Origin of the sequence: Pseudomonas sp. ADAK7 (assembly GCF_012935675.1) — a bacterium.
Lineage (GTDB): Bacteria > Pseudomonadota > Gammaproteobacteria > Pseudomonadales > Pseudomonadaceae > Aquipseudomonas.
The window spans coordinates 1,407,974-1,422,927 of sequence record NZ_CP052861.1; the positions used below are offsets into that span (position 1 = coordinate 1,407,974).

A 14,954-nucleotide genomic window follows, 5' to 3' on the forward strand; every position below is an offset into this window, starting at 1 on the left:
TGGGCAATCCTCGATCAAGCGTCCGGCACAGCCTGGAACGGCGATTCTTTATCCGTACGCTCTTTTGTACCCCAAGCCGCAATACCGACCTTGAGCGCATAGAACAGGATGCTGAACACCACGAACAGGAACAGCGCGGTCAGCGTTGCGTTGGTGTAGGCGTTGTAGATCACGTGCTGCATCTGGTTGATGTCTTTGGCCGGCGCAAGGATCTGGCCGTTGGCCAAGGCGTCGCTGTATTTTTTCGCCAGGGCCAGGAAGCCGATCGCCGGGTTGGCGTCGAACAGCTTGATGAAGCCAGCGGTGGTGGTGCAAATCAGCAACCACGCGGCCGGCAACAAGGTCACCCAGATGTAGCGTTGGCGTTTCATTTTGATCAGCACAACCGTGGCGAGCATCAGCGCGATGCCGGCAAGCATCTGGTTGGAGATGCCGAACAGCGGCCACAAGGTGTTGATGCCGCCGAGTGGATCGATCACGCCTTGGTACAGCAAGTAACCCCACATCGCCACGCAGCCGGCGGTGGCGATCAGGTTGGCGGTCCAGGACTCGGTGCGTTTGAGCGCCGGGACGAAGGAGCCGAGCAGATCCTGAAGCATGAAGCGTCCGGCACGGGTACCGGCATCGACGGCGGTCAGGATAAACAGCGCTTCAAACAGGATCGCGAAGTGGTACCAGAACGCCATGGTGTTTTCACCCGGCAACACGCTGTGCAGGATCTGTGCGATGCCGACTGCCAGGGTCGGGGCGCCGCCAGCGCGGGCCAGCACGGTGGTTTCCCCGATGTCCTTGGCCACTGCTTGCAGCGCTTCCGGAGTAATCGCAAAACCCCAGCTGCTGACGGTTTGTGCCACTTGAATCACATCACCACCGACCACCGCGGCCGGGCTGTTCATGGCGAAGTACACGCCCGGCTCGATCACCGAAGCGGCAACCATGGCCATGATGGCGACGAAGGATTCCATCAACATGCCGCCGTAACCGATGTAACGGGCATGGCCTTCACTGGCGAGCAGTTTCGGCGTGGTGCCGGAGGCGATCAGCGCATGGAAACCCGAGACCGCGCCACAGGCGATGGTGATGAACAGGAACGGGAACAACCCGCCCTTCCACACCGGGCCGGTGCCGTCGATGAATTGGGTCAGCGCCGGCATTTTCAGCTCCGGCATGGTGACCAGGATGCCGACCGCCAACGCGAGGATGGTGCCGATTTTCAGGAAGGTGGAGAGGTAGTCGCGCGGTGCCAGGATCAGCCACACCGGCAATACCGCCGCGACAAAGCCGTAGCCGATCAACATCCAGGTGATTTGCACACCGGTGAAGCTGAAGACCTTGGCCCAGGCTGGATCAGCGGCAATCTGCCCGCCGACGAAAATCGAACCGAGCAGCAACGCCACACCGATCACCGAGATTTCGCCGATGCGACCCGGGCGGATGTAGCGCATGTACACGCCCATGAACATCGCGATCGGGATGGTCGCCATCACGGTGAACATGCCCCACGGGCTATCGGCCAGGGCCTTGACCACGATCAGCGCCAGCACCGCAAGGATGATGATCATGATCAGGAAGCAGCCGAACAGCGCGATGGTGCCGGGGATGCGGCCCATTTCTTCACGGACCATGTCGCCCAGGGAGCGACCGTTGCGGCGGGTGGACATGAACAGGACCATGAAGTCCTGAACCGCACCGGCAAAGACCACACCGGCAATCAGCCACAGCGTGCCGGGCAGGTAGCCCATCTGCGCCGCCAACACCGGACCGACCAGAGGCCCCGCGCCAGCAATTGCCGCGAAGTGGTGACCGAAGAGGATGTGTTTGTTGGTCGGCACATAGTCCAGACCATCGTTATTGAGTACGGCGGGAGTGGCCCGATTGGGATCGAGCTGCATCACCCTGTTGGCGATGAACAGGCTGTAATAGCGGTAGGCAACAAGGTAAATGGCGGTGGCGGCGACGACAATCCAGAGGGCGTTGATCGCTTCGCCGCGGCGCAGGGCCACGACACTCAGCGCAATCGCTCCAATGACAGCCACGACAAACCAGGCGAGGTGTTTAACCAGACGGGTCATTGCGTGTCTCCTGCCGGCAGTCCGATAGGCCGCGGCGATAATTTTTATAATGGTGCCCGTTATGCGAGCCCGCCTAATATCCGCGCATGTCGCCAGCAGCGGAATCCGCAGTACTACGTAAGGCCCTTCTACGTAGTACTACGCAGACCGGCTCTATCCATTAGTCCGACGGCACTTTGCGCTGGCGAAGTGCAGGTCTTTTTGGCCTATCATGCCCCCACCACGCCACCCGCCAACGGCCCTGCCGCACCGTCGCCCGGTCTGGACAGGAGTAGATATGCAGCTCAAACACAAAATCGTTGCCCTGGGCATCCTGCCGCTGATCCTGGCGATTGCAGTGATTTGCGCCTTGGTGATTTTCCAGAACCGACAACTGGGCGAGCAGCAGGCGCAGTTGATCGAAGACAGCATTCTCGCCAGCAAACGCGCCGAGCTGAAAAACTACGTGGAAATGGCCAAGAGCCTGATCGAGCCACTGTATGACGATGGCCACGGCGATGCGGTGGCGCAGCAGCGGGTGCTCGAAGAACTGCGAAAACTCAGTTTCGGCGTCGATGGCTACTTCTTCGTCTACGACCGCCAGGGCCGCAGCCTGATGCACGCGCGGCAATCCGAACTGGTCGGCAAATACCTCTGGGACATGACCGACCCCCACGGCTTGCCGGTGATCCAGGCCTTGCTGAAAAGCGCCGAATCCGGCGCCGGGTTCCAACGCTACGCCTGGAAAAAACCCTCGACCGGCGCGGTCACCGACAAACTCGCCTACGTGGTGATGCTGGATCGCTGGGGCTGGATGCTCGGCACCGGCATCTACCTCGAAGACGTCGAACAGGCCACCCAACAAGCCCGGGACGAAGTCGCCCATGGCATCCACGGCACCATGCTGGCGATTGCGGCGGTGGCGCTGATTGCCGTGCTGCTGGTGTTTATCAGCGGCATGACCCTGAACGTCAGCGAGCATCGCCTGGCCGACAAAAAACTGCAGCGCCTCAACCAACGCATCGTCAGCTTGCAGGAAGAGGAACGCTCACGGGTTTCCCGAGAATTGCATGACGGCATCAGCCAGTTACTGGTGTCGATCAAGTTTCAATTTGAGTTGGCCAGTCATTTGATCGAGGCCGGTCGGGACAACGGTTTGAACATTTTGCGCGAAGCCACCGAGCGCCTCGGAAGTGCCATCGGCGAGGTGCGGAGCATTTCCCATGACTTGCGTTCATCGCTGCTCGACACCCTGGGCCTGCCCGCCGCCATCGGGCAACTGGCCGCCGAGTTCCAGCAGCGCAGTGGTTTGCAGGTCAATTATCAAAGCGACCTGATCGACTGCGATCTGGTGGACGGTGCCGCCGTCGCCGTATTCCGCATCGCCCAGGAGGGGCTGACCAACATCGAACGACATGCCCAGGCCAGCACAGTGTCGATCACACTGCAGGGTTCGCCGCAGGCCTTGCGATTGATCGTGGTCGATGACGGCATCGGTTTTAACGTCAATCGGGTTGACCGCCTTAATGCCGGTATCGGCTTGCGCAATATCCGTGAACGGGTCGAGCACTTTGGTGGCCGACTCGACCTGCATTCGACGCCGGGGCGCAGTGAGCTGAATGTGCTGCTGCCCCTGAGCGAGACGGCCAACACAATAAGAGAAATGACTTGATGAGCCTGCCCTTCCCGATCCGTGTCGCCCTGGTCGACGATCATTCCCTGGTGCGCGACGGCATTCGTGCCTTGCTGGCGGTGGTGGACTTCCTCGCCATCGTCGGTGAAGCGGACAGCGGTGCGAGCGCGGTGGCAATGGTCCGCGATACCCAGCCCGATTTGCTGTTGGTGGATATTGGTCTCAAGGACATGAACGGCCTGGAACTGACCCGGTTGCTGCGCCGCGAACACCCGTCGATCAAGATCCTGATCCTCAGCATGTACGACAACAATGAATACGTGAGCGAGTCAGTACGCTCGGGCGCCAGTGGTTATGTGCTGAAGAACTCCCCATCTCGGGAAATCATCGCGGCGATTGAAGCGATTGCCAGTGGCGGGACGTTCTACAGTGCGGAAATCGCGCAGAAACTGGCGGCGGACCGGCCGACCGACAACGAACTGACCCCGCGTGAGAGCGAGGTGCTGTGCAAGATGGTGTTGGGGCTGAACAACAAGGAAATGGCGCGCGAACTGGATATCAGCGTGCGCACGGTGGAAACCCATCGGCTGAGCATTCGGCGCAAACTCAACATCGACAAACCGGCGGCGTTGCTCAACTACGCGATTGAACGCGGACTGATTTCCCGCTAACCGTACGCAATCTGTAGCAGCTGTCGAAGCCTGCGTTCGCTTGTAGCAGCTGCCGAAACACTGCGTTCGCTTGTAGCAGCTGCCGAAACACTGTTCGCTTGTAGCAGCTGCCGAGGCACGAGGCTGCGTTCGGCTGCACAGCAGTCGTAAAACCTGAGCATGCGGATTTCCTGACACACCGCGTCGCCTGATTTTACGACTGCTGCGCAGCCGAACGCAGCCTCGCAAGCTCGACAGCTGCTACAAGCGAACGCAGCCTCGTGCCTCGGCAGCTGCTACAAGCGAACAGTGTTTCGGCAGCTGCGACAAAAAGCGTGTTTTGCGCGGACTCCAAATCAGAGCTTGGCAATCGACACTTCAGTCGACTTCACGAACGCAATCACTTCACTGCCAATCTTCAATTCCAGATCGCGCACGGAACGGGTAGTGATCACCGATGTGACGATGCCGGACGCGGTTTGCACGTCGATTTCCGAGACCACTTCGCCTTCCAGGATTTCCTTGATAACGCCTTTGAACTGGTTACGAACGTTGATCGCTTTGATGGTCATGTTGAGGCTTCCTGTCTGAGGTGGGGCAAAACCGCACTGAGGTGCAGGCCTTCAAAATGCACCGGCGGAAGCGATAACAAAAGGAATAAATAACGATTTATATATTCCTATATCGCATATGCAAACCCCCTAAGCTAAGACCCAAAAATTATTTAAGGAATAATTCTTAGAACCCTATGCTCATGACAGATAGCCACCTTCTCCTCCGCTAACTGTCGAGCTGATCATGTCAAAACCCATAAAGAACGCTGTCTTCGCCGGCCTGGTTGTCGCACTGGCTTTGTCCTTCACGCTGACGGCCCAGGCCCGGGAAACCGTGCGCATCGGCTACCAGAAGTCATCGACCCTCATCACCCTGCTGAAAACCCAGGGCACCCTGGAAAAGACTCTCGCGCAGAACAACATTGACGTCACCTGGCATGAGTTCTCCAGTGGCTTGCCGCTGCTGGAAGCGTTGAATGTCGGCAATGTCGATATCAGCGCCGACGTGGCCGATACCGTGCCGATCTTCGCCCAGGCCGCGCAGGCCAAATTGACCTACTTCGCCGAGGAAGCACCCTCACCTTCAGCCCAGGCAATCGTGGTGCGCAAGGACTCGCCGTTGCAGCAACTGGCGGATCTTAAAGGCAAGAAAGTCGCGGTGACCAAAGCGGCAGGCTCGCACTATTTACTGATCGCTGCGCTGAACAAGGCCGGGTTGAAGTTTTCCGATATCGAACCGGCCTATCTGTCACCCGCCGATGGCCGTGCGGCCTTCGAGAACAACAAGGTCGACGCCTGGGTCACCTGGGAACCCTTCCTCAGCGGCGTGCAACGCCAACTGCCGACCCGCACCCTAACTGACGGCACCGGCCTGGCCAGTTACAAGCGCTACTACCTGACCAGCAACACCTACGCCAAAGAGCACCCGCAAGTCCTGAAGCTGGTTTATGAGCAGTTGCACAAGGCGGGCGACTGGGTGAAGCACAACCCGCGTGACGCCGCACAGGTGCTGGGCCCGCTATGGGGCAACCTGGATGTGGAAACCGTCGAGACCGCCAATGCCCATCGCAGTTATCAGGTGCAACCGGTGAAAGCCGATCAGTTGGGCGAGCAGCAAAAAATCGCCGATGCATTTTTCGCCGAGGGTTTGTTGCCCAAAGCGGTGGATGCCAAAGACGTCGAGATCTGGAAACCCTAGTTCCCATGGCCTCACTTTAAGCAGACCACTAAAGAACTAAAACGAATTAATAAATACAAAATCAGTATTTATCGTTATAAAAATATCCGCGTATGGTCAGCTCATCCCGTCATTCATTACACAGTGAAGTGCCCCATGAATCCGACTGACAACCTCATCGACTTCGCCAGCTACCGCAAACGCAAACAGGCTCAGCAACGGGCACGGGCCATGTGGGAAATGTACGCACGCAACGCCGGCTTACAGGCCTATCAGTGGGTGCAAGCAGCCCAACTGGCCACCGAGACGCGTCACGCGTGAACGGGCAGCAACCCTCGCGCTTTCTGGCGAGCGCCGATGAACCCGTGCTGGATTTGAATAACCTGGAATCTCTGGAAGAAGACCCGATCTGCGATCGCGTCGCACAGAACCTGCAACGCCTGCGCGGCAAGCGGCATCTGTCCCTCGATGCCCTCGCCCGCCAGTGCGGTGTGAGCCGGGCGATGCTGGCGCAGATCGAATCCGGACGCAGCGTGCCGTCGATCAAAGTGCTGTGCAAAATCGCCAAGGGCTTGAAGGTTTCGGTGGCGGCGTTTCTGGAGCATCGGGCTTTCGAAGGCGTGGCGGTGTTGTCGGCGAACCAGAGCAAACGGCTGGTGAGTGCCAGCGGCGCGTTTGTAAGCCGGGCGCTGTTTCCGTTCGACGTGGCGCGCCAATCGGAGTTTTACGAACTGCGCTTGAGCCCACTGGGTGAGGACATTTCCGAGGGCCATGGCCCCGGCGTACAGGAGAACCTGGTGGTGTCGCAAGGCGTGCTGGAAATCAGCGTCAACGATGAACGTTACCTGCTTTCCACAGGCGACTCGATTCTGTTTTATGCCGACCAGCCGCACCGCTATCGCAACCCCGCCGACAGCGAGGCGGTGGCGTATCTGGTCGTGACTTACCCCGAACGCCTGGACTGACGGCTCCTACAAAAAGCAAAAGCACATTAAAAAGCCCGGCTAATTCGCATTAGCCGGGCTTTTTCAATGGCGATGGATCAGCAGGTGCAGCACATCAACGGCATGCCGTTGCAGCTCATCATCATCGGCATGCTGCAGTCGTTCATCATTTTCATCATCAGGGTGCAGCAGCTTTTCATCATGTCCATGTTCATGCCAGCCATCGGCATGATTTTGCACATCATGCCGTCGTCCATCAGGGTGCATTCCATCACGCACTTCATCGATGGCATCGGCATGCCCATCATCGGCATCGGCATCATCATGTTCATCATTGGCATGGCCATGGCCGCCGGGGACATGCACATCATGCTCATGTTGCCGCAATGCATCATCATCGGCATGCCGCAGTTCATCATCATCTGCATCATTTCAGCGCTGTTCTTGAACATCGCCATGTCCATGCCAGCGGCCGGCATCATCTTGCACATCATGCCGTCGTCCATCATGTCGCAGCTCATGGTCGCCATCATCATCGGCATGCCCATCATCGGCATCATTGGCATGTTGGCGTTCATCGGCATTTGCATCTGCATGGCGTTCATCATGGTGGTGTTCCCCGAAGGTTCGATAGGTGGACGAAGCTGATGGGGAGGATTCTAAGGATTGGCCAACACGCGGCAAGATGGCGATCAAACAGCCGGAATGCATGCTCAAGCGACTTTAAACAGGTGGGTGGAACGGGATTATCCGCTGCTGCGAACATTCAGCTTTCATTGCAGATGAGATACAAACTGGAGCGCGTTTCTCTCGGTTATCGATATGCGATGCGAACCTATATAAATAACCGAAAGAAATAATCGATCTAACGCTGGCGCAGATTCTTACTGACTGGAAAACACCTGCGCATCGGTGAACTTTTCCACGTCGACGCGATGGGGAAAGATCTTCTTCTCCACGAACAAATCATCAACCTGCTGCAACGCCTGTACATCCCGCGCCTCGATCGGCATTAGCGACTCATCACCCCAGCTGCGCAGCCGCTGCGAGACTTCCAGCGACACATCGTTGACCTTGGCGAACACCCGCGCGTATTCATCGGGATTCTGCCGCGCCCATTCGAAGGCCTTGGCGAAACGCTGCAACACATCGCTCAACGCTTGGCGCTTGAGCGTGTCGGTCAGCACTTCATCGGAAGCGGTGATAAACGTCAGCCCGGTGTTGATCCCCTCGCCGCTGACCAGCACCCGGGCGCCCTGCTGCTCAGCAAATGCCTGGTAGATGCCGAACGTAGCCCAGGCTTCGATCTTGCCGGCGTTGAACGCCGCCAGGGCGTCGGTGGGCAGGACGAAACCGACGTTGACGTCTTTCTCATCGACCCCTGCGTTGGCCAAGGCGCGGATCAACAGGTATTGGGAAATGCTGCCCCGCGCCGACGACACCACCACGTTGCGACCTTTCAGATCGGCGACGCTGTGAATCGGTGAGTCGTGCGGGACGAGAATGGCGATTCCTCGCGATTGACTGCGCCGTACCGCGACAATGCGCAACGGCGTGCCACCGGTGGCCGCCGCGAGTACCGGCGTATCCCCCGCCGGCCCCAGATCCACCGCCCCGGCACGCAACGCTTCGAACAGCGGCGCGGCGCCCTGGAAGTTGGCCCATTGGACCTTGTACGGAATGCCCTCCAGCGCATTCGCCGCCTCGACTACCGTGCGCAGTCCCTTGGCTTGATCGCCGAGGATCAGCGTGACGCTGGACAGGTCGGCCTGGTTTTTTGACTCGATGGCGTCACCGCAGCCGCTGAGCAACAGCGCTGCACCTGAGAGCAACACCATCGCCGATTTCCATAAACGTCGATCACGCATGGGCAAACCGCCGGATCGCAGACTGACGCTCAACCACCGCCGCAGTTTCCACTTCGACGCCCAACAGGCTCAGCAACCGTGCGCGAATGGCCTGGAAACCGTCCTGCCCGGTGTCGCGGGCGCGGGGCAGATCGATGGTCAATTGCTCGGCAATCTTGCCGTTGGCCAGCACGATGACCCGGTCGGCCAGCAGGATCGCTTCGTCCACATCGTGGGTCACCAGCAGCACCGCCGGCGTGTGTTTGCGCCACAACTCGATGATCAGCCGATGCATCTTGATTCGGGTCAGGGCATCAAGGGCAGCGAACGGTTCGTCGAGCAGCAACAGCTTGGGTTCGCGCACCAGGCCACGGGCCAACGCGACCCGCTGGGCTTCGCCACCAGAGAGGGTCGCCGGGTAGGCTTCCAGCCGATGGGCCAGCCCGACTTCGGTCAGGGCCTGCACCGCGCGGGCCTTGGCATCCGGGATGTGCAGGCCGAGGATTACGTTTTTCCAGGCACGTTTCCACGGCATCAAGCGCGGTTCCTGGAACACGGCGGCCCGGGCCTTGGGCACCAATAACTGGCCACTGTCGATACTGTCGAGCCCGGCCAGGCTACGCAGCAACGTGGTTTTTCCGGAACCGCTGGCCCCGAGCAGCGCCACGAATTCGCCGGGCGCGATGTCCAGATCAAGTCCATCGATAACCCGTTGCTGGCCGAACTGGCGCACCACATTACGCAGTTGCACCGGTGCTTCTGATTGCAGGTTTTTCGCTGCAAGAGTCGACATGTCAGTTCCTCACAAAAGATGGGCGCCAGGCCAGGGCGAAACGCTCCAGCGTGCGGATCAGTCCGTCGATCAATAAGCCGAGGACGCTGTAAATCAGCAGGCAGATAACGATCACGTCAGTGCGCATGAAGTCCCGGGCGTCACTGGCCAGGAAGCCGATGCCGGCGGTGGTGTTGATCTGCTCGACGAACACCAGGGCCAGCCAGGAAATCCCCAGGGAATAGCGCAGGCCGACGAAGAACGAAGGCAGCGAGCCTGGCAGGATCACGTGCCAGATCAGCTCGCGACGATTCAGGCCCAGAGTGTTGGCGGCCTCGATCAATTTGGGGTCGATGTTGCGAATGCCGGAGAACAGATTGAGGTACACCGGGAAGGTGGTGCCGGTGACGATCAGCGCGATCTTGGTGAACTCGCCGATGCCGAACCAGAGGATGAACAGCGGCACCAGCGCCAGGGACGGAATGGTGCGCAGCATCTGCATTGGCGAATCGAGGATCACCTCGCCGCGCTTCGACAGCCCGGTGATCAGCCCCGCGACGACACCGATGCTGACGCCGATGCTCAAGCCCAACAGTGCGCGCTGCAGGGAAACCAATAGATGTTTGCCCAACTCACCGGAGATGATCATCGCCCAAAGCGTGCCGCCGATTTGCGACGGTGCGGCGATGATGCGTTGCGGGATCAGGCCGAACTGTGAGGCCAGTTCCCACAACAACAGCAACGCGATCGGGCTGAGCAAGCGCAGGAAAACTTCAGGGGTTCGCCAGTTGCGCAGCCAGTTGGGGAGCAGCCTTGAAGCCTCGGGGCGATCAACCACCTTATTGACTGAAAACGAGCTGCTGGCGCTCTGTGTATCGAAGGTCTTTTCGGTCATCAGGCTTCCTTCCTCATCAATAACATGGCTTCGGATTCATGCTATTCGTATAAGAAACGCCAGTGAAAGGCTTTTTAGGAATAACCTAATATGATTAAAAATCAGATAGAACATGATCCAGATAAATTATTTGCATAATTAAAGGGCTCAGGCCGCGGCCTTTGCGGCGTCTATCCATGACCTGACCTTAAAATGCGTATTGCTGATATCTGAGATTTCACATGATTCATTAAATTAATAATTAACTTAGAACAAATCGGCATTTCACAGCCCTGCCCTGCTGCGCCTACTTTCGATAGCACAAACCGACCCCCTGCCAGGTGGAGGCTTTTCATTACGCCTATCCAACGACAAGGAACTGAGCATGAGCATCGAATTCATCGGCTACATCGGCGGCCACCACTCCTCGGAAATCCATCCACGCAGCGGCCCGGTGTTGCAGCCCGATTACGTGGAAACCGTCGCCCGCGCTCATGACGAGGCCGGGTTCGACCGTGCCCTGGTGGCCTTCCACTCCAACAGCCCGGACAGCACGCTGATTGCCTCTCATGCCGCCAGTGTCACGAAAAACCTGAAATTCCTGATTGCCCATCGCCCGGGTTTCGCCGCACCGACGCTGGCCGCGCGGCAGTTCACCACCCTTGATGTGTTCAATGGCGGGCGCACCGCCGTGCACATCATCACCGGTGGCGATGACCGCGAGCTGCGCGCCGATGGCAGCTACATCGGCAAGGACGAGCGCTATGCGCGCACCGATGAATACCTCGATGTGCTGCGTCAGGAATGGACCCGCGAAAAGCCCTTCGACTATCAGGGCAAGTACTACCAGGTCGAGGGCGCGCATTCATCGGTGAAGTCGCCGCAACAGCCGCACATTCCGCTGTACTTCGGTGGCTCATCGGCGGCCGCGATTGCGGTAGCGGGCAAGCACGCGGACGTTTATGCGCTGTGGGGCGAAACCTACGAACAGGTGCGCGAAGTGGTGAATCAGGTGCGCGCGGAAGCGGCCAGGCATGGGCGCAGCATTCGCTTCAGTTTGTCGTTGCGGCCGATTCTGGCGGACACCGAAGCGCAAGCCTGGGAACGTGCGGAACAGATTCTGCAACAGGCCACGGCGCTGGCGGAACAGAATGGCTTTGTGCGGCGCGAGCCACCGAACGAGGGTTCGCGACGTCTGTTGGCGGCGGCGGCCCAGGGCTCGCGGCTGGATAAGCGCCTATGGACTGGCATTGCCGGGTTGCTGGGTGCGCAGGGCAATTCGACTTCGCTGGTGGGCACGCCGGAACAGGTCGCCGAAGCGCTGCTCGATTACTACGACCTGGGCATCACCACGTTCCTGATCCGTGGTTTCGATCCGCTCAATGACGCGATCGACTATGGCAAGCGTTTGATACCGCTGACTCGCCAATTGGTGGCTGAGCGGGAGCGGCAGGCGGCGGAAAAAGTGGCCTGATTACAAACGCACACAAAAGGGGCTTACTGTGCAGTAAGCCCCAGTTATTGATGCCTACCACAGAAAGCCCCTCACTACCGTCCACCTCGCTACAAGAAACCCTCTCGCCTCAGTTTTTTGCTACTGTCTCTGCACTTTGCATCGATGAAAGCGTTCACGCCCATGAGCAACCCAACGCCTGACCCTCAAGCCGTCTGCGCCCCGATCACCCGCAGCGCAATTTTCATCGTCGCCACATTGGCTCCCGGCAGCGATGCCGCAGAAAAAGTGCGAGCCTGGTGCGGCGACATCGCCGCCCTCACCCGCTCCGTCGGCAAACGCGTGCCTACCGGTTACCTGTCCTGCGTCTGCGGCTTTGGTTCCAGTGCCTGGGACACGCTCTTCGGCGGCCCGCGCCCGGCCTCGCTGCACGCCTTTCGCGAATTCGGTGACGAGGGACGTCGCGCGGTGGCAACACCGGGCGACATCCTGCTGCACATTCGTGCGGACCAGATGGACCTGTGTTTTGAGCTGGCCACGCAATTGCTCTCGGCGCTGGGCGATGCGGTTTCGGTGGTCGATGAGGTCCAGGGTTTCCGTTATTTCGACATGCGCAGCATCATCGGTTTTGTCGACGGCACGGAGAATCCGGATGATCGGCACATGGCCAGATTCACCATCATTGGTGATGAAGATACGGCGTTTGCCGGCGGCAGTTACGTGTTGGTGCAGAAGTATCTGCACAAGATGGACGCATGGAACGGGCTGTCGGTCGAGGCTCAGGAGCGCGTCATCGGGCGAACGAAACTGTCCGATATCGAACTGGGAGACTCGGTCAAACCGAGCAATTCCCACAGTGCCTTGACCACCATCACCAAGGACGGCGAGGAGGTAAAAATCCTCCGTGACAACATGCCGTTCGGGCGCCCAGGCGCAGGCGAATTCGGCACTTACTTCATCGGCTATGCCCGTTCGCCGGAGCCGATCGAGCTGATGCTGGAGAACATGTTTGTCGGTCGGCCTGCGGGCAACTATGACCGCTTGCTGGATTTCAGCACGGCGGTCACCGGCGGGTTGTTCTTTGTGCCTTCGGCGGATTTACTTGAAGAGTTGGCGGATCGCGCGCCTTAAGCAAGGGAGCTTGCTCCCTCGCCACAAGGTTGTATATCACTCCTTGTAAGCCGTATCACTGCGCTCCAATTGCCGGATCAGCGCATTCCAATGCCGTGCCACGCCCGGCCCGTCGCCACTTTTAAACACTTCGGCCTGTTTCTCGACCTTGGCCACCACCTCGGCCGGCGGGAAGATCAGCTCGGCATTGCCACCGGCCTGAGCGGCGATCTGGATATTGCAGGCCCGCTCCAGGCCATGCAGTTGCTGGAACGCGTGTTCAACACTGACACCGGCCGTCAGCAGGCCGTGGTTGCGCAGGATCAGCACGCTCTTGTCCCCCAGGTCCGCCACCAGCCGCTCACGCTCATCCAGGTCAAGGGCAATGCCTTCGTAACCGTGATAGGCCACACGCCCGGAAAAACCGATGGAATGCTGGGAGATCGGCAGCAACCCGTCACGCTGGGCCGACACCGCGATGCCATCGCGAGTATGGGTATGCAGCACCGCTTGCAGATCAGGGCGCGCGCCGTGGATGGCGCTGTGGATCACGTAGCCTGCGTAGTTGATGCCCAGGCCCGTGGGGTCGTCGACAATCGTGCCGTCGAGGTCGACCTTGACCAGGTTGGAGGCGCTGATTTCATCGAACAAAAGCCCGAAAGCATTGATCAGGAAATGCTCCTCGGGCCCCGGCACCCGCGCGGAAAAGTGCGTGTAGATGTGATCGGTCCACTTGAACAGCGCCGCCAACCGATAGGCCGCAGCCAGTTTGACCCGCACTTCCCATTCTTCGGGGGTGACGCGCTGGCGGACATTTTTCGAGACGCTGGATAACGGGCTGACGCTGCTCATGGCAAAACTTCCTGGATGGCCTTAAGAATTCCAGCCAGCCTAGGGGAAGCGAAAAAATAATAAAAAGCACATTTTAATCTAAGCTAATTATCATTTTTTTTTATGTCTTGAGCCTGCTGTCATGCCGCACTCTTAATCTTCTGCAGCGACCCGACGACCAGTTTGCCAAAGGCATCCACCGGCCCCTGCAGGTTGCCGAGGAAGTGCGGATAGATCAGCCACAAATCCATCACCGGTTTGAAGTCCTTGAGCGGCACCACCGCCAACTGCTCGAAATGCGCACTGCGCTCCAGCAACGGGCGCGGCACCAGTCCGAGGCCCAGGCCGTCGGCAACCAGGCCCAGTTGCAACTCAGTGCCGAAGGTTTCCAGGTTGACCCGCAGCGCCAGGCCCTGATCCGACAAGGTCCGTTGCAACCCGGCGCGGAAACCACAGCCATCGGGGTTGAGAATCCAGCCACTCTGGTAGACGTCGGCAAGTTTGCACGGGCGCTTGGGCACTTGGTCCTTGGCGCAGACCACCACCAGTTCCATTTTGCCGATGGACTCGCCGATGATGTTGTCCGGGAAAATCTTGCCCGCCGGGAACAGCGCTGCGGCCGCATCCAGCTCACCGCGTTCGATCTTGCCGACCAATTGACTGCCCCAACCCGTCGCCACCTGGGTGCGCAATTCGGGGTATTCGACGCGCAGGTGCTTGAGGGCATCGAGCAGCACCACGTCGCCGATGGTCTGCGGCACGCCCAGGCGCAACAGCCCGGTGGGCGGTGCGTCGGTCGCCACCAGTTCGCGCAGTGCGTCCATTTCCCGAAGGATCAAACGGCACTGTTCATACACGCGAGTTCCGATCAAAGTAGGCTTGAGCGGCTTGGTGTTGCGGTCGAACAATTCCACACCCAGCGCTTGCTCAAAGTTCTGCACGCGCCGCGTTATGGCGGGCTGGGTCAGTTGCAAGGACTCGGCCGCATGGCTGATGGACTGGCAACGAATCACTTCGACGAAGGCATCGATATCATCAATTTTCATTTGGTCCGCACA

The 14,954-nt window shown here is 59.1% G+C and carries 15 protein-coding genes; 7 read left to right on the top strand and 8 right to left on the bottom strand.

Annotated elements, in window-relative coordinates:
• Positions 1-14 precede the first annotated feature (14 nt).
• Positions 15-2,072 (bottom strand): carbon starvation CstA family protein, encoded by a 2,058-nt coding sequence (locus HKK53_RS06380; protein ID WP_169370064.1) that lies wholly within the window; start codon positions 2,070-2,072, stop codon positions 15-17.
• 277 nt (positions 2,073-2,349) lie between these two features.
• Between HKK53_RS06380 and HKK53_RS06385 the strand changes: the two genes are divergently transcribed.
• Both HKK53_RS06385 and HKK53_RS06390 read left to right on the top strand, forming a co-directional pair.
• A complete protein-coding gene (locus HKK53_RS06385; protein ID WP_169370065.1) occupies positions 2,350-3,723 on the top strand; it encodes a cache domain-containing protein in 1,374 nt (457 codons plus the stop codon).
• On the top strand, positions 3,723-4,355 hold the full coding sequence (locus HKK53_RS06390) for a response regulator (protein ID WP_169370066.1): 633 nt from the start codon (positions 3,723-3,725) through the stop codon (positions 4,353-4,355). The genes HKK53_RS06385 and HKK53_RS06390 overlap by 1 nt, the downstream gene beginning before the upstream one ends.
• Positions 4,356-4,690: 335 nt before the next feature.
• Here HKK53_RS06390 and HKK53_RS06395 read toward each other — a convergent pair whose 3' ends face one another.
• Positions 4,691-4,906: a TOBE domain-containing protein gene (locus HKK53_RS06395; protein ID WP_034150404.1), complete on the bottom strand. Its 216-nt coding sequence runs from the start codon at positions 4,904-4,906 to the stop codon at positions 4,691-4,693.
• A 226-nt stretch (positions 4,907-5,132) separates the two neighbouring features.
• Between HKK53_RS06395 and HKK53_RS06400 the strand changes: the two genes are divergently transcribed.
• From HKK53_RS06400 to HKK53_RS06410, 3 genes are all read left to right on the top strand, one after another.
• Positions 5,133-6,086, top strand: a complete 954-nt coding sequence (locus tag HKK53_RS06400) for an aliphatic sulfonate ABC transporter substrate-binding protein (protein WP_169370067.1) — start codon at positions 5,133-5,135, stop codon at positions 6,084-6,086.
• Positions 6,087-6,221: 135 nt separating this feature from the next.
• Complete coding sequence (locus tag HKK53_RS06405; protein ID WP_169370068.1) at positions 6,222-6,386, top strand: hypothetical protein; 165 nt, start codon at positions 6,222-6,224, stop codon at positions 6,384-6,386.
• A 53-nt stretch (positions 6,387-6,439) separates the two neighbouring features.
• The gene (locus tag HKK53_RS06410; RefSeq protein ID WP_169374191.1) at positions 6,440-7,030 is read left to right on the top strand and encodes a helix-turn-helix domain-containing protein; all 591 of its coding nucleotides are present in this window, start codon (positions 6,440-6,442) and stop codon (positions 7,028-7,030) included.
• A 77-nt stretch (positions 7,031-7,107) separates the two neighbouring features.
• Here HKK53_RS06410 and HKK53_RS32555 read toward each other — a convergent pair whose 3' ends face one another.
• The 4 genes from HKK53_RS32555 to HKK53_RS06430 form a co-directional block, all read right to left on the bottom strand.
• Entirely contained in the window at positions 7,108-7,617 is a 510-nt protein-coding gene (locus tag HKK53_RS32555) for a hypothetical protein (RefSeq protein ID WP_169370069.1), read from the bottom strand.
• Positions 7,618-7,893: 276 nt separating this feature from the next.
• Positions 7,894-8,877, bottom strand: coding sequence for an ABC transporter substrate-binding protein (locus tag HKK53_RS06420; RefSeq protein ID WP_169370070.1), 984 nt, complete (start codon positions 8,875-8,877; stop codon positions 7,894-7,896).
• The gene (locus HKK53_RS06425; RefSeq protein ID WP_169370071.1) at positions 8,870-9,649 is read right to left on the bottom strand and encodes an ABC transporter ATP-binding protein; all 780 of its coding nucleotides are present in this window, start codon (positions 9,647-9,649) and stop codon (positions 8,870-8,872) included. The genes HKK53_RS06420 and HKK53_RS06425 overlap by 8 nt, the downstream gene beginning before the upstream one ends.
• Before the next feature lies 1 nt (position 9,650).
• Entirely contained in the window at positions 9,651-10,523 is an 873-nt protein-coding gene (locus HKK53_RS06430) for an ABC transporter permease (protein WP_169370072.1), read from the bottom strand.
• Positions 10,524-10,887: 364 nt separating this feature from the next.
• On the opposite strand from HKK53_RS06430, the gene HKK53_RS06435 reads away from it, so the two are divergent.
• Entirely contained in the window at positions 10,888-11,976 is a 1,089-nt protein-coding gene (locus HKK53_RS06435) for an LLM class flavin-dependent oxidoreductase (RefSeq protein WP_169370073.1), read from the top strand.
• Between the two features lie 162 nt (positions 11,977-12,138).
• Positions 12,139-13,086: a Dyp-type peroxidase gene (locus tag HKK53_RS06440; protein WP_169370074.1), complete on the top strand. Its 948-nt coding sequence runs from the start codon at positions 12,139-12,141 to the stop codon at positions 13,084-13,086.
• Between the two features lie 36 nt (positions 13,087-13,122).
• Here the strand turns inward: HKK53_RS06440 and HKK53_RS06445 are convergent, their stop codons facing one another.
• Positions 13,123-13,917, bottom strand: a complete 795-nt coding sequence (locus HKK53_RS06445) for a class II aldolase/adducin family protein (RefSeq protein ID WP_169370075.1) — start codon at positions 13,915-13,917, stop codon at positions 13,123-13,125.
• A gap of 119 nt (positions 13,918-14,036) precedes the next feature.
• Complete coding sequence (locus HKK53_RS06450) at positions 14,037-14,942, bottom strand: LysR family transcriptional regulator (RefSeq protein WP_169370076.1); 906 nt, start codon at positions 14,940-14,942, stop codon at positions 14,037-14,039.
• Positions 14,943-14,954: the final 12 nt, after the last annotated feature.